Here is a 15,419-nt window from a genome sequence, read left to right as displayed (position 1 = left end):
CTTTGTACTCACCCTCTCGGGCTTTCCTCCGGGCGCTTCCCTTCGGTCTTGCGTTTCCGACTCTATCAGACCGTTTCACCGGCCGATTTCCTCGGAAATTCGTTCCACCTGCAGGAATTCGCTTTCGCGCTTCCCTTTCGGCGAGATGGAACTCTACCAGTCTTTCCTCGGCCCCCTGACCACCCCCCTGCGGACATGCAGGTGCAGTGGTCTAGACAACGGCTAAGCTTCAGATCAGCAGATGCTGCCAGGAGGCGGGGCGCTCAAGGGCGCCGACTGCTCCCAGGCAGGAGTACGAAGCTACACGTGGTGTCGGGTTCGGCGCAAATCGTTTGCGTCGTACTTGTACGTCAGCCAACCGGTAGCTCCCGGGCGAACCGGGACTTTCCATGACTTACGCTCTTGAAAAGTACGCCGTCCAGGACAGGCAGCGACGGCGATCACAGACTCTCCGCCCCCCTGGGAGGCTTGCCATGACCAACGTGACGTCCCCTCTTGCAGGACGTGCCATCGGGCTGTCCGCGGTTCCCGACCCGGTGTTCTCCGGCGCGATGGTCGGCCCCGGTACCGCCATCGACCCGGTGCGCGAGCCCTCCGAGGCCGTCTCGCCCGTCAGCGGCATCGTCGTGTCCCTCCACCCCCACGCCTTCGTCGTCGTGGACGAAGAGGGTCACGGTGTGCTGACGCACCTGGGTATCGACACCGTCCAGCTGAACGGCGAGGGCTTCGAGCTCCTCGTCAACAAGGGCGACACCGTGCAGCGCGGTCAGGCCGTGGTCCGCTGGGACCCCGCCGCCGTCGAGGCCGCGGGCAAGTCCCCGGTGTGCCCGGTCGTCGCTCTGGAGGCGACCGCCGAGTCCCTGTCCGATGTCGTCGGGGACGGCGACATCAAGGCTGGTGACGCGCTGTTCGGCTGGAAGTGACGACGGAGTCACCGACGGCCGGCAGTACAACCATCGCGGCGGCTGAGCCCGCCGCGCTATCGGAGACGGGTGAAATGGAGACAACGCTGCGAGGCGTCGGCGTGAGCCACGGGGTGGCGGTCGGCGAGGTTCGGCACATGGGTACGGCGGTGCTCGAGCCGCCGGCCATGCAGATTCCGGCGGAGGAGGCCGAGCGCGAGCAGGGGCGCGCCCGCCAGGCCGTCCAGGCTGTGGCGGCCGACCTGATGGCACGCGGCAATCTGGCCGGTGGCGAAGCCCAGGCGGTGCTCGAGGCTCAGGCCATGATCGCCCAGGACCCGGAGCTGATCGCCGACGTCGACCGTCGGATCACGGTGGGCAGCACGGCGGAGCGCGGTATCTACGACGCGTTCTCCCACTATCGCGAGCTCCTGGCCGGTGCCGGCGAGTACATGGCCGGTCGCGTGGCCGACCTGGACGACGTGCGGAACCGGATCGTGGCCCGGCTGCTCGGCGTCCCGATGCCCGGTGTGCCGGACAGCGACGAGCCGTACGTCCTGATCGCCCGCGATCTGGCTCCGGCGGACACGGCGCTGCTCGACCCGGCGCTCGTGCTCGGCTTCGTCACCGAGGAGGGCGGGCCGACCAGTCACAGCGCGATCCTGGCCCGTGCCCTCGGTGTGCCGGCCGTCGTCGCGCTGCCGGGTGCCGGTGAGCTGGCGGAGGGCACCGTGATCGCCGTCGACGGCAGCACCGGTGAGATCTTCGTGGACCCGACTCCGGAGAAGCGTGCCGCTCTCGAGGCCTCGGCTGCCGAGCGCAAGGCCGCGCTGGCCTCCTCGACCGGTCCGGGAGCCACGTCGGACGGGCACAAGGTGCCGCTGCTCGCCAACGTCGGCGGTCCCGCGGACGTGCCGGCGGCCGTCGAGGCGGGTGCCGAGGGTGTCGGTCTCTTCCGGACCGAGTTCCTGTTCCTGGACGACAGCAAGCAGGCTCCTTCCGAGGAGAAGCAGGTCGAGGCGTACCGCGCGGTGCTCGAGGCGTTCCCCGAGGGGCGTGTCGTAGTGCGTGTGCTGGACGCGGGTGCGGACAAACCGCTGGACTTCCTCACCCCGGCCGACGAGCCGAACCCGGCGCTCGGCGTGCGCGGGCTGCGGTCGCTGCTCGACCACCCGGAGGTGCTGCGGACGCAGCTGACCGCGCTGGCGAAGGCGGCCGAGGGGCTGCCCGTGTACCTCGAGGTCATGGCTCCGATGGTGGCCGACCGTGCGGACGCCAAGGCGTTCGCCGACGCCTGCCGTGCAGCTGGGCTGCAGGCCAAGTTCGGCGCGATGGTGGAGATCCCGTCCGCCGCGCTGCGTGCCCGTTCGGTGCTGCAGGAGGTCGAGTTCCTGTCGCTGGGCACGAACGACCTGGCCCAGTACACCTTCGCCGCCGACCGTCAGGTCGGTGCGGTGTCCCGGCTGCAGGACCCGTGGCAGCCCGCGCTGCTCGACCTGGTCGCGCTGTCCGCCGAGGCGGCGAAGGCCGAGGGCAAGAGCTGTGGTGTCTGTGGTGAGGCGGCGTCCGATCCGCTGCTCGCCTGTGTGCTGACCGGTCTGGGTGTCACCTCCCTGTCCATGGGTGCGGCGTCGATTCCGTATGTGCGGGCGACGCTCGCCAAGTACACGCTGGCGCAGTGCGAGCGTGCGGCGGCTGCCGCGCGTGCCGCCGAGTCGGCCGACGAGGCGCGGCATGCGGCTCAGGCGGTGCTGTCCGGCGAGTAGTCGCCGTCGGCCCGTTTTCGTGGGGCGTTCCACCGGACGGTGGAACGCCCCACGTCTTTTGCTCAGTGACAGTGCGGGCTCGTGGGGCCGGTGTCGGCGATGTCCGGTGCGGTGCAGTAGTCGACGCCCGGTTCGGGTGCGGTCAGGTCTCCGGATTCGGTGTCGTTGCAGTAGGCGTCGAAGACGCGGGCGGCCGGCAAGGGTTCGAGGCGTTCGTCCTTGAGGCGCCAGCCGTAGATCCGCTGGCCCTCCTCCGTGGTGGTGCGGACGACGAGTGCGCAGGCGTTTCCGTGCGCGATGGCCAGGGCCAGGAGGGTCGTCAGCTCCATGGCCTCGGTCTCGTCGAGGGTGACGGTGCCGGGTTCGGTGGCGTCGACGTGGAGGACGGCGTGGAGCATGCCCTGGGTGGTGGGGACGCTGCCGACCCAGTGGTGGGCGCCGGGGCCGACGGTGTCGACGGCTCGGGCGATGAGGTAGGAGGCCCGGGCGAACGCGGTGCGGCCGATGTCCTGGCCGCATCCGGCGCAGGGGCCGATGTGGGAGAGGGTCGTGGACGCGTACTGCCAGGTCGCCTGGCGGACGGCCTCGTCGACGAGCTCGGGCAGGAGGTCGTCGAGGGGCTGTCCCTCGTACGCGATCGCGGGGCCGACGGTGGCGAGTTCCGCGGTGAAGCGGGTGCGGCTGGCCGGTGTGTCCGGTTCGAGGCCGGTCTCCGCGCAGAACTCCTCGTACTCCTCAGGGTCGAAGAGGGCGACGGTGGTGTGTCCGCCCTTCGCGGCGAGGGATTTGAGGAGGCCCTCGACCTGCCGCAGATAGGTCTTGTGGTCGTCGAACGTGAAGCTGCGGTACCGCCGCATCGCGGTGAAGTCCTGCTCGTCGGCCAGGAGGCCGATGGTGCCGGCGACCTCTTGGCGCAGAGCCGTGCGCAGGCTGGTGGTGCGGCTGTCCCGGTTGCGCTGTGTGTTCGTCATGGTTCCCCCTGAGTGCACGCGGTCGATCAATGCTCACTCAGAGTAATCGGGGCCACTGACAACGCACCCGGCCGTGGGCTACGGCCGGGTGCGGGTGGGTGGTGTCAGGCGCGCTTGCGGGCGATGTCCTCGTAGAACTTGAGGAGTTCGAGGTTGTCGATCGAACCCGGGTTCACGGCCTTCTCGAGCGGGGTGCCCTGGAGGAGGCGCTTGACGGGGACCTCGATGCGCTTGCCGGTGAGGGTGTGCGGGACGCCGGGGGCTTCGATGATCTCGTCGGGGACGTGGCGCGGGGAGAGCTGTTCGCGGATGGCGCGCTTGATGCGGTCGCGGAGGCCGTCGTCGAGGTCGGCGCCGGGGGCGAGGTGGACGAACAGGGGCATCCAGTAGCCGCCGTCGGGGAGTTCGAGGCCGATGACGAGGGATTCGCGGATCTCGGGGAGGCGCTCCACGACCTCGTAGATGTCGGCGGATCCCATGCGGACGCCCTGGCGGTTGAGGGTGGAGTCGGAGCGGCCGTGGATGACGACGGAGCCGCGTGAGGTGAGCGTGATCCAGTCGCCGTGGCGCCAGACACCGGGGTACGTGTCGAAGTAGCTGTCGTGGTAGCGGCTGCCGTCGGGGTCGTTCCAGAAGCGGATCGGCATGGAGGGCATGGGGTTGGTGACGACGAGTTCGCCGACCTCGTCGATGAGGGGGTTGCCCTCCGGGTCCCAGGCCTGGAGGTCGGTGCCGAGGCCGGGGGCCTGGAGTTCGCCGATGTGGACGGGGAGGGTGGCGACCGCGCCGGCGAAGCAGGAGCAGACGTCGGTGCCGCCGCTGACGGAGGCGATCCAGAGGTCGGCGCGGACCTCGTCGTGGAGCCAGCGGAAGCCGTCGGGGGGCAGGGGCGAGCCGGTGGTGGCGACGCACTTGACGCGGGAGAGGTCGTGGTCGCGCGAGGGGTGCACGCCGGCCTTGCGGCAGGCCATGACGTAGGCGGCGGAGGTGCCGAACAGGGTGGCGCCGGTGCGTTCCGCGATGGCCCACTGGGCGCCGGTGTCGGGGTAGCCGGGGCTGCCGTCGTACGTGACGATCGTGGTGCCGGTGAGGAGGCCGGAGACGAGGAAGTTCCACATCATCCAGCCGGTGGAGGTGTACCAGAAGAAGCGGTCGTCGGGGCCGAGGTCGCAGTGGAGGCCGAGCTGCTTGAGGTGCTCGACGAGAATGCCGCCCTGGGACTGCACGATGGCCTTGGGGAGGCCGGTGGTACCGGAGGAGTAGAGCACCCACAGGGGGTGGTCGAAGGGCACCTCTTCGTAGACGGGGGCCACGTCCGCCGAGGTGAGGGCGGACCATTCGAGGGCGCCTTCGGGGGCGTCGGTGCCGAGGAGGGGGATGTGCACGACGGCGCGGAGGGTGGGCAGTTCGGCGCGGAGTTCGGCGACGGTGTCGCGGCGGTCGTGCTCCTTGCCCCCGTAGCGGTAGCCGTCCACGGTGAACAGGACGACGGGCTCCACCTGCTGGAAGCGGTCGAGGACGCTGCGGGCGCCGAAGTCCGGGGCGCAGGAGGTCCACACGGCGCCGACGGCCGCGGTGGCGAGGAGGGCGACGACGGCTTCGGGGATGTTGGGGAGGTAGCCGCTGACGCGGTCGCCGGGGCGGACACCGAGGGTGCGCAGTTCGGCGGCGAGCGAGCCGACCTGGCGGCGGAGCTCGGCCCAGGTGACGGGGCGCGGCTCGTGCGTCTCGTCCACGTGGAGGATGGCCGGGGTGTCGGCGCGGGCGGGATCGTCGGCGGTGCGCAGGGCGTGCTCGGCGTAGTTGAGCGTGGATTCGGGAAACCATTCGGCGCCCGGCATGGCGCGGTTGCCCAGCACGCGCGCGTAGGGGTGGGTGAAGCGCACGTCGAACCACTCGGTGACGGCCTTCCAGAAGGTCTCCAGTTCGGTGACCGACCAGCGGTGCAGGGCCGCGTAGCCCCCCTCGGCGGGTGCTCCGTGGCGCTCTGCGGCCCAGGTCTGGAACCGGGTGACCTGCGCGTCGGCGATCTGCTGCCGGTCGGGCTGCCAGAGCGGGGTGGGGTTCGCGGTGGACATGGGGCGGCTCCCGGGATGTACGCGGCGTGTGCGTCCTTGGCGCGCGCACGGCTGGGGTGTGCGCGTGACGCGGCTGACAGGACGATGCCACGTGATCGACTTCCGCACCAGGGCGGACCCCACATAGTCAGTGTCGTGAAGATGTGGCGGCACCACGGATGAACGGGAGTTGAACGCGACACGCGCGTGGGCGCGCCGATGGCAGGGTGAGCAGCATGAACGGTCGTGACCTGGTGCGCTCGGTGAGGGCGGTTCCTTCTGCGGTTCCCGCGGCGGTGTCGTCGGTCGGCTCCGTCCAGTGGCTGCGGGCCGTCCGGGCGTCCTGGCGGCGGCGCCGGGCGGACGCGGCGGGGCTTGTGCCGCGGGGTCCGGAGCGGGCGCGGGTGCCGGGGGCGGTGGTCGGGGCCGAGCCGGAGCCGGGCGGTGGGGTCGTGCGGTTCGCGCGGTCGGTGCTGCGGATCCGGGTCGCGGTCGGCGGGGCCGTCTTCTGGGGCTGGGACGGGGCCGAGCCCGGCCCCTCGTACGCCGTGGCGGGAGTGTGTCCCGAGGCGGATCCGCGGGCGGTCCTGGAGCCCGACAAGGACGGCGGCTGGCGGGTGGTGTCCGAGCGGGTGACGGTCGTGGTGTCGCGGCACGGCGCGGTGGAGGTGTGTACGCCCGGCGGGGTGACGCTGCGGCGGGATCTGCCGCCCCGGTGGTGGGAGCCGGAGGGCGGCGGTGCGGCGCGCTGGGTGCAGCGTTCGGAGGTCGCGGCGGACGCCCGGTTCTTCGGGCTCGGCGGGCGGGCTTCGGGGCCGCGGCTGCGGGGCGGGACGTACCGGCTGTGGAACACGGATCCCGGGGGTTCGTTCGGGCCGGGTGACGATCCGCTGTCGATCACGATGCCGGTGCAGTTGGTGGTGGCCGACGCGGGGACGCACCTGGTGTTCCACGACAGCACCTGGGACGGCGTGGTGAGTCTGCGCGAGGGGAGCGAGGGCGCGGGGTCGGGGCACGATCGGGCCGGGACGTCCGAGTTGCGCATGGACGGCGGTCCGCTGCGGTGCTGGGTGGTGGTGGGCACCCCCGCGCGGGTGCTGCAGGTGTGGACGCAGCTGACGGGGGCGCCGTGTGTGCCGCCTTCCTGGGCGCTCGGGTATCAGCACGCCAGGTGGGGCTTCGGTCACGCCCAGGAGGTGCGCAGGGTCGTCGCCGGCTACAAGGAGCGCGGGCTGCCCCTGGAGGCGGTGCATCTGGACATCGACCACCTTGCGGCGCACGAGGTGTTCACGGTCGACAAGGAGCGGTTTCCCGCGCTGCCGGTGCTGGCGGAGGAGTTGCGCGGTGCGGGCGTGCGGCTGGTGTCGATCGTGGATCCGGCGGTGCGGGCGCGGCCTGGTGGTGCGGTGTACGAGGGTGGGCGGGCGATCGACGGGTTTGTGCGGGACGCGGGCGGGGGGCCTGCGCGCGGGATCGTGTGGGCGGGTGAGTCGGTGTACCCGGACTTCACGGCGGAGCGGGTCCGTACGTGGTGGGGCGGGTTGTACGCGGAGCGGCTGGCGCAGGGTTTCGCCGGTTTCTGGCACGACATGAACGAGCCGGCGTCGTTCGCCGCCTTCGGTGAGACGACCTTGCCGCGGTCGTCCCGGCACGCCCTGGAGGGGCGTGGTGGCGACCATCAGGAGGCGCACAACGTGTACGGGCTGTGCATGGCGCGGGCCGGCTACGAAGGGCTGCTCGAACTCCGGCCCCGGGAGCGGCCGTTCGTGTTCTCCCGGTCCGGGTGGGTCGGGATGCAGCGGTACGGGGGTACGTGGTCGGGGGACGTCGCCACGGGGTGGCCCGGTCTGCGCGCCTCCTTGTCGCTCGTGCTGGGGCTCGGGCTGTGCGGGGTGCCGTATTCGGGGCCCGATGTGGGCGGGTTCGACGGGCATCCGTCGCCGGAGCTGTATCTGCGCTGGCTGCAACTGGGGGCGTACCTGCCGCTGTTCCGTACGCATTCCGCGCTGCGGGCGGGGCGGCGGGAGCCGTGGACGTTCGGCGACGAGGTGCTCGGGCACGCGCGCGGGGCGTTGGAGGAGCGGCGCCGGCTCGTGCCGTACTTCGTGACGCTGGCGCATCTGGCGCAGCGGAGCGGGGCTCCTTATGTGCGGCCCTTGTGGTGGGGCGCGCCGGAGGACCGGGCGTTGCGGGACGTGGAGGACGCGTTCTTGCTGGGTGACGCGCTGCTGGTGGCGCCGGTGACGGAGCCGGGGGCGCGGCATCGGCGGGTGCGGTTGCCGCGGGGGCGCTGGTACGACACGGCTACGGGTGCGGTGTTCGAGGGGCCGGGTCAGGTGACGGTGGAGGCGCCGCTGTCGCGGGTGCCGGTGCTGGCGCGGGCGGGGGCGGTGATTCCGGTGCGCGGTGAGGACGGTGGCCTGGCGCTGGAGGTGTGGGCTCCGGCGCGCGGGGCGACGGGGGGCGGTGTCGTGGTCGCGGATCCCGGGGACGGCTGGGAGGAGCCGGTGATCGAGCGGTTCCGGACGCGGTGGAGCGGGGGGCGGGTCGTGGTGGAGCCGGATGCGGGAGAGGTCGGGGAGGGCGGGGCGGGGCCGGTGGCGTATCCGGTGCGGGTTCGGGGGGTGTGAGGGGCCCGTGCGGGCCCTTCACGGGCGTGCTGGGGCCCTTCCGAGCCGGGAGAGTCAGTAGTTGGGTGCCCCTGCGCCGAGGTCAGCTGTAGCGGCCCTCGAACCAGGATTTCACGGCTGCCGTGTGGAGGGGGAAGGCCAGTTCGGTGGGGCGGCGGAGGAGGTTCCAGCCGGTTGTCTCGTTCGTCGGGGTGCTGGGCGGCAGTTCGGCCGCCGGGCGTTCGGGCAGCAGGCCGAAGAGGAGCAGGTGGCCGTCGGGGGCGCTCATCGCGTCGGCCAGACGGACCTCGCGGGCCGGGGCGACGATGCCGGTCTCCTCGGCCAGTTCGCGGACGACCGCGTGCCGCCAGTCCTCGCGGTCGTCGATGAAGCCGCCGGGCAGGGCGGTCTTGCCGAGCGCGGGCGGGATGGTGCGGGTGATCGTCACGAGGGCGGTGCCCGAGGTGTCGTGGACGGGCAGCAGGGCGACGGCCACCGGCAGGGGGTTGCGGTAGGCGACGGAGGCGCAGGCGGGGCAGGTGCGCGGCCAACCGTGCGTGCCGGTCGCGTAGGGGGCTCCGCAGCTCGAACAGTGGGAGCCCGGTACGGGGGTGGAGGCCGTGGGGTGGGGCGTCGATGCGGACACGGCGCGGACTTTATCCGATCGCCACGCGCTCGATCGCGCCCGCCGGTCTTCCCCCGAGCGGCCGCTTCCTGGTAGACGCTGGGCCATGACTCGAACCGGAACCGTTCTGCGGCGTCTCGTCGCCGTCACCGCCGCCGCGCTGCTCGGCGTGGCCGTGGCGCCGTCCGCCGCGCAGGCGAAGCCCGATCCGAAGGCGCCGAGGGAGTTCGTGGCGCTCAGTGAGGTCGATCCGACGATCATCCAGGAGATGCGCTACTTCACGGAGCACAACTTCGTCGGGGAGCCGGTGGACGGCTACAAGAAGCCGATGTGCATCCTGACACGGCCGGCGGCGGAAGCGCTCCACCAGGCGCAGACCCGGCTCCTGAAGAAGGGCTACTCCCTGAAGGTGTACGACTGTTACCGGCCGCAGCGGGCGGTGGACCACTTCGTGCGCTGGGCCGAGGACCTGAGCGACCAGCGGATGAAGCCGGAGTTCTATCCCCATGTCGACAAGACGCGGCTGTTCGACGACGGCTACATCGCGGCGAAGTCGGGGCACAGTCGTGGGTCCACGCTGGATCTGACGCTCGTGAAGCTGCCGGCTCTGCCTACGCGCGCGTACGTGCCCGGGGAGGAACTGACCCCCTGTTACGGGCCTCAGGCGGAGCGGTTCCCGGACAACTCGGTGGACATGGGTACCGGGTTCGACTGCTTCGACACGCTCGCGCACACCGACGATCCGCGCATCCAGGGGGCGCAGCGCGCCAACCGGGACCTGTTGCGTGACGCCCTGATGGGGCAGGGCTTCGTGAACCTTCCGGAGGAGTGGTGGCACTACACGTACAAGCCCGAACTCTTCCCCGACACCTACTTCGACTTCCCCGTCTCCCGGAAGTCGCTGGCGGGCCGGAACTGACCGCGTAGCGGCGGAGGCGACCCCGGAACGGACGGAGGGCGCGACCGGAACCACCCCCGTGGATCCCGGTCGCGCCCTCCCCGTTAGACGGACGCCGAAGGGCGCCGCATGGTTCTGTCTCTCCGCCGCCGATCCCCTGCCCGATCCCCTGTCGACTCCCGCCGATCCCCCGTCGGCTCCCGCCGCCCCCTGCCGCCCGGCGGTTGCCCGTGGCACACTTCTGACGTTCCGTCAGATGATCGCTGCCGGGGAGGCACTGTGGGGCGTACGCGTACACCGGTCGTGGCCGGTTGGTTCACCGGAGAGGGTGACGACTTCCGGTTGTTGGGGACGCGCTGCGCCGCCTGCGCGTCGGTGTTCTTCCCCCGCGAGGACGGGCTGTGCCGCAATCCGGCCTGCGCGGGCGGGGAGCTGGTGGAGGTCCCGCTGTCGCGGCGCGGGCGCGTCTGGTCGTACACCGACGGCCGCTACCGGCCGCCGGCGCCGTACGTCTCGGACCCGGAACTTCCGTGGGAGCCCCGCACGTTGATCGCTGTGGAGCTGGCCGCGGAGCGGATGGTGGTCCTGGGCCAGGGGGTCGAAGGGGTGTCGGTGGCCGATCTGGAGATCGGCATGGAGGTGGAGGTCGTGCCGGGGGTGCTCGGCGAGGAGGGGGACGACGAGAGCGGGACGGTCTGGACGACGTGGCAGTGGCGGCCGACGGGGGTGCGGGCATGACCGGGGACGTGGCGGTGCTGGGTGCGGGCATGCACCCGTGGGGCAAGTGGGGCCGCAGCTTCGTGGAGTACGGGACGGCGGCGGCGCGGACGGCACTGGCCGACGCCGGTCTCGACTGGCGGGACGTGGCGTCGGTGGTCGGCGCGGACACCGTGCGCGGCGGGTATCCGGGGTACGTGGCGGGGGCGACGTTCGCGAAGGCGCTCGGCTGGCAGGGCGCCCGGGTGACCAGCGTGTACGCGGCCTGCGCGTCGGGGGCGCAGGCGGTGAGCACGGCGCGGGCGCAGATCCTCGCGGGCCTGGCGGACGTGGTGCTCGTGGTGGGCGCCGACGCCGCGCCCAAGGGGTTCTTCCGGCCCGCCGGCGGTGACCGGCCGGACGATCCGGACTGGCTGCGCTTCCGGGTGCTCGGGGCGACGAACCCCACCTACTTCGGGCTGTACGCGCGCCGGCGCATGGCGCTGCACGGCGACACCCTGGAGGACTTCGCCCGGGTGAAGGTGAAGAACGCGGCGGCGGGGACACTGAATCCGAACGCGCGCTACCGCAAGGCGGTCTCCACCGAGGAGGTCGCCGCGTCCGCCGTGGTCGCGGATCCGCTGCGGCTGCTCGACATCTGCGCGACATCGGACGGCGGGGCCGCGCTGGTGCTCACCAGCATGGAGTTCGCGCGGCGGCACGGGGTGCGGAACCCGGTGCGGATCCGGGCGGTCTCCACGGTGACGCCGACCTATCCGACGACGGTGCTGGATCTTCCGGACATCGCCACGGACTCGGCGGCCGGGGCGGAGCCGCAGGGGCCGGGTTTCCGCGCGTCGATCGCCCGCGCGGCCTACGAGGAGGCCGGTATCGGCCCCGAGGACCTGTCGCTCGCGGAGGTCTACGACCTGTCCACGGCACTGGAGCTCCAGTGGTACGAGGACCTCGGGCTGTGCGGCGCGGGTGAGGGAGCGAAGCTCCTGCGGGACGGGGCGACGGCGCTCGGCGGCCGCATACCGGTGAACGTGAGCGGAGGGCTCGCCTCCTTCGGCGAGGCGGTGCCGGCCCAGGCGATCGCCCAGGTCTGCGAGCTGACCTGGCAGTTGCGCGGGGCGGCCGGGGAGCGGCAGGTGGAGGGCGCGCGGGTCGGGGTGACCGCGAACCAGGGGCTCTTCGGGCACGGGTCGTCGGTGGTCGCCGTGCGCTGACGCCGCGTTGTCCGGAGCCGGGGCCCGGTGGGCGCGGCGGCACCCGTCGCCACGTTGTCCGGAGCCGGGGCCGGGTGGGCGCGGCGGCACCCGTCGCCGCGCCGCCCGCGGCCACCGGGCCCCGCCGAAAACCGTTTGGCGGACCGTCGCGACCGCTGCTACTTTCCCGGTGGCCGTGCCGGAGAACAAGGAGGTGGTACCCGTGAACACAGTATCGACATGGGTGCTCCTCTCCGGGGTCATGGTCGGGCGGTAGGTCGTCCGGGAGCGCCGTCTCACGCGCTTTCCCGAAAGGCACGACCATGCGCCAGACCACGCACCAGACCTTGCATCAGCCCTTGCATCAGGCCTTGCACTTCACTTCTGACCAGCGGCTCGACGGGGACGTCGTCGAGCGCCGGTTCACCCTCGGCGACATCCCCGGCATCCTCTGGACGCCCGCCTCCGCGGACGCGTCCGCACCGGTCCCACTGATCCTCCTGGGCAACCCCCCGCTCGGACTGGACCGGATCTACCCCCGGCTGCTTGGCCGGGCCCGGCACTCCGCGGCGGAGGGCTTCGCCACCGCCACCATCGAGCTCCCCGGAAGCGGCGACCGGCCCCGCCTGCCCGTCGTCGACCGGGCGCGCGCCGACCTGCGCCGCGCTCTGGAGGCCGGCGAACCGGTGAGCGCCGAGATCATCGACGACCTCGTCCTCCCGCTCGTCGACCAGGCGGTCCCCGAATGGCGGGCCACGATGGACGCGCTGCTCGAACTGCCCGGGATCGGCGGCCCGGTCGCGTACTCGGGGGGGCGTGATCTCCATCGGCATCCGGCTGGCGGTGGTCGACCCGCGCATCGTGGCCGCCGGCCTGTTCGCGGGGAGCTTCGTGCCCGCCGTGATGTTCGAGGAGGCCCGCCGCGTCACCGTTCCGCTGCACGTTCTGCTGCAGTGGGACGACGAGGGGAACGACCGGCAGGCGGCCCTCGACCTGTTCGACGCCTTCGGTTCCCGGGAGAAGACGCTGAACGCCAACATGGGCGGGCACACCGGCGTCCCGCAGTCCGCGGGAGAGGACGCGGCCCGGTTCTTCGCACGGCATCTGAGGTGAGCGGCCGGCGCCTGAACCGGGCCCCCCGGCTCCCGAAGTGAAGAACGCGGGCCCCTGCCGATCCGGCGGGGGCTCGCGCCACATCCCGTGCGGTCGGCGACCTTGACGCTCCCCCGGCCCCGGTGAACACTTCCCGGTGTCAGTCGGCTCCGCCGCGTCACGGCCCCCTCTCCTGCCTCACGGGGCCCGCTCCCCCTGGTGTGATCCCGACTGCGCCCTGCACGGAGGACCGGGGCGCGACCGCCCGCCCCGGGTGAGGGCCTAGGAGCCGCCATGAGCAACGGAGACATCTTCCTCGGTGAGGTCATCGGCACCGGAATCCTGATCCTGTTCGGCGCGGGCGTCTGCGCCGCCGTCACCCTCAAGCACTCCAAGGCCAAGGCCTCGGGGTGGATCGTGATCGCGTTCGGCTGGGGCTTCGCCGTCCTGGCCGGGGCGTACACCGCGGCGCCGCTGTCCGGCGGCCATCTCAACCCGGCCGTGACGCTCGGCATCGCCATCGACACCGGCAAGTGGGACAAGGTCTGGGTCTACGTCCTCGGCCAGATGGTCGGCGCGATGCTGGGCGCCGTCCTCGCCTACCTGGTCTATCTCGCCCAGTTCAACGCCAATGTGCACTCCGAGAAGGAGCCGGACGGGCCGACGCCGACGCTCGGCATCTTCTCCACGATCCCCGAGATCCGCAGCCCCGTCGCGAACCTCCTCACGGAGATCATCGCGACGATGGGCCTCGTGCTGCCGATCCTCGCGTTCGGCCTGACCAAGGGGCTCGGCGAGTCGGGCACGCAGGCGCTCGTCGTGGCGCTGCTCGTGGTCGGCATCGGCCTCTCGCTCGGCGGACCGACGGGCTACGCCATCAACCCCGCCCGCGACCTCGGCCCCCGCATCGTCCACACCTTCCTGCCGATCCCCAACAAGGGGACGTCCGACTGGGGTTACGCGTACGTCCCCGTCGTCGGCCCGCTGATCGGCGGAGCGCTGTCCGGGGTCATCTACAACCTCGCGTTCTGAGCAGTCCTGAGCAGCTCTGAGCAGTTCCGAGCACGCACGCACGCCCGGAGGGAGAACCCGTGAAGTACGTCGCCGCCATCGACCAGGGCACCACCTCGAGCCGCTGCATCGTCTTCGACCAGGACGGCGCGATCGTCGCCGTCGACCAGCGCGAGCACCGCCAGATCTTCCCGAAGCCCGGCTGGGTCGAGCACGACGCGACCGAGATCTGGTCCAAGGTGCAGGCCGTCGTGGCCGGCGCCCTGGCCAAGGCGGGCCTGCGCGCCGACGAGCTCAGCGCCCTCGGCATCACCAACCAGCGCGAGACGACGGTGCTGTGGGACCGCGCCACCGGCCGCCCCGTGCACAACGCGATCGTCTGGCAGGACACCCGTACCGCGGCCCTCTGCAACGAACTGGGCGGCGCCGACGGCCAGGACCGTTTCCGCGAGCAGACGGGGCTGCCGCTGGCCAGCTACTTCTCCGGGCCCAAGGCGGCCTGGCTGCTCGACCAGGTGCCGGGGCTGCGGGCCCGGGCCGAGCGCGGCGAGATCGCCTTCGGCACGATCGACTCCTGGCTGATCTGGAACCTCACCGGCGGCACGGACGGCGGGGTGCACGTCACCGACGTCACGAACGCCGGGCGCACCATGCTGATGAACCTGGAGACCCTCCAGTGGGACCCGTCGATCCTCGCCGCGATGAACGTGCCCGAGGCGGTCCTGCCCGAGATCCGCTCCTCCGCCGAGGTGTACGGGACGGCCGTCGGGCAGCTCGCGGGCGTGCCGGTGGCCTCGGCGCTCGGCGACCAGCAGGCGGCCGTGTTCGGTCAGGCCTGCTACGACACGGGGACGGCCAAGAACACGTACGGGACCGGCAGTTTCCTGCTGCTGAACACCGGGAGCCGGCCGGTGCCGTCGAAGAACGGGCTGCTCACCACGATGGGGTACAAGATCGGCTCGGAGGCGCCGGTCTACTGCCTGGAGGGGTCGATCGCGATCACCGGCGCGCTCGTGCAGTGGTTCCGCGACCAGCTCGGCATCATCCGCAGCGCCGACGAGATCGAGACGCTCGCGGAGAGTGTGGAGGACAACGGCGGGGCGTACATCGTGCCCGCGTTCTCCGGTCTGTTCGCCCCGTACTGGCGCTCGGACGCGCGCGGTGTGGTCACGGGCCTGACCCGGTACGTGACGAAGGCGCATCTCGCGCGGGCGGTCCTGGAGGCGACGAGCTGGCAGACCCGCGAGGTCGTGGACGCCATGTACCAGGACTCGGGCGTGCGGATCACGACGCTGAAGGTCGACGGCGGCATGACGAAGAACCATCTGCTGATGCAGCATCAGGCGGATGTGCTGGACGTGCCGGTGATCCGGCCTCGGGTCTCCGAGACGACGTGTCTGGGAGCGGCGTACGCGGCCGGGCTCGCGACCGGTGTGTGGAACGACCTGGACGAGCTCAAGACGCACTGGCAGCGGGACGTCGAGTGGACGCCCGCGATGGACGCCCGGACCCGTGACCGCGAGTACCACAACTGGCGCAAGGCGGTGGAGAAGAGCTTCGGCTGGCTGGAGGACGAGGTCTAGG

The 15,419-nt window shown here is 71.8% G+C and carries 11 protein-coding genes and 1 pseudogene; 9 read left to right on the top strand and 3 right to left on the bottom strand.

Going from position 1 to position 15,419, the window contains the following annotated elements:
* Positions 1-473 precede the first annotated feature (473 nt).
* Both ACIBTU_RS25175 and ptsP read left to right on the top strand, forming a co-directional pair.
* The gene (locus tag ACIBTU_RS25175) at positions 474-923 is read left to right on the top strand and encodes a PTS glucose transporter subunit IIA (protein WP_399128660.1); all 450 of its coding nucleotides are present in this window, start codon (positions 474-476) and stop codon (positions 921-923) included.
* Between the two features lie 74 nt (positions 924-997).
* Positions 998-2,668 carry a phosphoenolpyruvate--protein phosphotransferase gene (ptsP, locus tag ACIBTU_RS25170; protein ID WP_399128659.1) on the top strand — a complete coding sequence of 557 codons (1,671 nt, stop codon included), beginning with the start codon at positions 998-1,000 and terminating at the stop codon, positions 2,666-2,668.
* Between the two features lie 62 nt (positions 2,669-2,730).
* Here the strand turns inward: ptsP and ACIBTU_RS25165 are convergent, their stop codons facing one another.
* Together ACIBTU_RS25165 and ACIBTU_RS25160 are read right to left on the bottom strand one after the other, a co-directional pair.
* The gene (locus ACIBTU_RS25165) at positions 2,731-3,639 is read right to left on the bottom strand and encodes a hypothetical protein (RefSeq protein ID WP_399128657.1); all 909 of its coding nucleotides are present in this window, start codon (positions 3,637-3,639) and stop codon (positions 2,731-2,733) included.
* A 104-nt stretch (positions 3,640-3,743) separates the two neighbouring features.
* Positions 3,744-5,717: an acetoacetate--CoA ligase gene (locus ACIBTU_RS25160; protein WP_399128656.1), complete on the bottom strand. Its 1,974-nt coding sequence runs from the start codon at positions 5,715-5,717 to the stop codon at positions 3,744-3,746.
* A 215-nt stretch (positions 5,718-5,932) separates the two neighbouring features.
* Here ACIBTU_RS25160 and ACIBTU_RS25155 point away from each other — a divergent pair, with 215 nt between their 5' ends.
* Complete coding sequence (locus ACIBTU_RS25155; RefSeq protein ID WP_399128654.1) at positions 5,933-8,326, top strand: glycoside hydrolase family 31 protein; 2,394 nt, start codon at positions 5,933-5,935, stop codon at positions 8,324-8,326.
* An 82-nt stretch (positions 8,327-8,408) separates the two neighbouring features.
* On the opposite strand, the gene ACIBTU_RS25150 is transcribed toward ACIBTU_RS25155, so the two are convergent.
* The gene (locus ACIBTU_RS25150) at positions 8,409-8,951 is read right to left on the bottom strand and encodes an NUDIX domain-containing protein (protein WP_399128653.1); all 543 of its coding nucleotides are present in this window, start codon (positions 8,949-8,951) and stop codon (positions 8,409-8,411) included.
* Positions 8,952-9,036: 85 nt separating this feature from the next.
* Here ACIBTU_RS25150 and ACIBTU_RS25145 point away from each other — a divergent pair, with 85 nt between their 5' ends.
* From ACIBTU_RS25145 to glpK, 6 genes and pseudogenes are all read left to right on the top strand, one after another.
* Entirely contained in the window at positions 9,037-9,849 is an 813-nt protein-coding gene (locus ACIBTU_RS25145; RefSeq protein WP_399128652.1) for a M15 family metallopeptidase, read from the top strand.
* 258 nt (positions 9,850-10,107) lie between these two features.
* Positions 10,108-10,566, top strand: a complete 459-nt coding sequence (locus tag ACIBTU_RS25140) for a Zn-ribbon domain-containing OB-fold protein (protein ID WP_399128651.1) — start codon at positions 10,108-10,110, stop codon at positions 10,564-10,566.
* Positions 10,563-11,753, top strand: a complete 1,191-nt coding sequence (locus ACIBTU_RS25135) for a lipid-transfer protein (RefSeq protein WP_399128650.1) — start codon at positions 10,563-10,565, stop codon at positions 11,751-11,753. Before ACIBTU_RS25140 ends, ACIBTU_RS25135 begins: the two co-directional genes overlap by 4 nt.
* 350 nt (positions 11,754-12,103) lie before the next feature.
* Positions 12,104-12,845: pseudogene (locus tag ACIBTU_RS25130) on the top strand (alpha/beta hydrolase).
* 273 nt (positions 12,846-13,118) lie between these two features.
* Positions 13,119-13,856, top strand: a complete 738-nt coding sequence (locus tag ACIBTU_RS25125) for an MIP/aquaporin family protein (protein WP_399128649.1) — start codon at positions 13,119-13,121, stop codon at positions 13,854-13,856.
* A 59-nt stretch (positions 13,857-13,915) separates the two neighbouring features.
* Positions 13,916-15,418, top strand: coding sequence for a glycerol kinase GlpK (glpK, locus tag ACIBTU_RS25120; RefSeq protein ID WP_399128648.1), 1,503 nt, complete (start codon positions 13,916-13,918; stop codon positions 15,416-15,418).
* Position 15,419: the final 1 nt, after the last annotated feature.

The sequence above is a fragment of the Streptomyces sp. NPDC050145 genome, assembly GCF_044460245.1.
GTDB lineage: Bacteria > Actinomycetota > Actinomycetes > Streptomycetales > Streptomycetaceae > Streptomyces.
Note: the sequence above shows the minus strand (reverse complement) of the source record. Positions and strands in the feature narration are given on the sequence as shown.

What these genes read in the sequence shown, in the direction of transcription:
- ACIBTU_RS25175 (WP_399128660.1), top strand. Translation starts at nt 474, where the DNA reads ATGACCAACGTGACGTCCCCTCTTGCAGGACGTGCCATCGGGCTGTCC.
- ptsP (WP_399128659.1), top strand. Translation starts at nt 998, where the DNA reads ATGGAGACAACGCTGCGAGGCGTCGGCGTGAGCCACGGGGTGGCGGTC.
- ACIBTU_RS25165 (WP_399128657.1), bottom strand. Translation starts at nt 3,639, where the DNA reads ATGACGAACACACAGCGCAACCGGGACAGCCGCACCACCAGCCTGCGC.
- ACIBTU_RS25160 (WP_399128656.1), bottom strand. Translation starts at nt 5,717, where the DNA reads ATGTCCACCGCGAACCCCACCCCGCTCTGGCAGCCCGACCGGCAGCAG.
- ACIBTU_RS25155 (WP_399128654.1), top strand. Translation starts at nt 5,933, where the DNA reads ATGAACGGTCGTGACCTGGTGCGCTCGGTGAGGGCGGTTCCTTCTGCG.
- ACIBTU_RS25145 (WP_399128652.1), top strand. Translation starts at nt 9,037, where the DNA reads ATGACTCGAACCGGAACCGTTCTGCGGCGTCTCGTCGCCGTCACCGCC.
- ACIBTU_RS25135 (WP_399128650.1), top strand. Translation starts at nt 10,563, where the DNA reads ATGACCGGGGACGTGGCGGTGCTGGGTGCGGGCATGCACCCGTGGGGC.
- ACIBTU_RS25125 (WP_399128649.1), top strand. Translation starts at nt 13,119, where the DNA reads ATGAGCAACGGAGACATCTTCCTCGGTGAGGTCATCGGCACCGGAATC.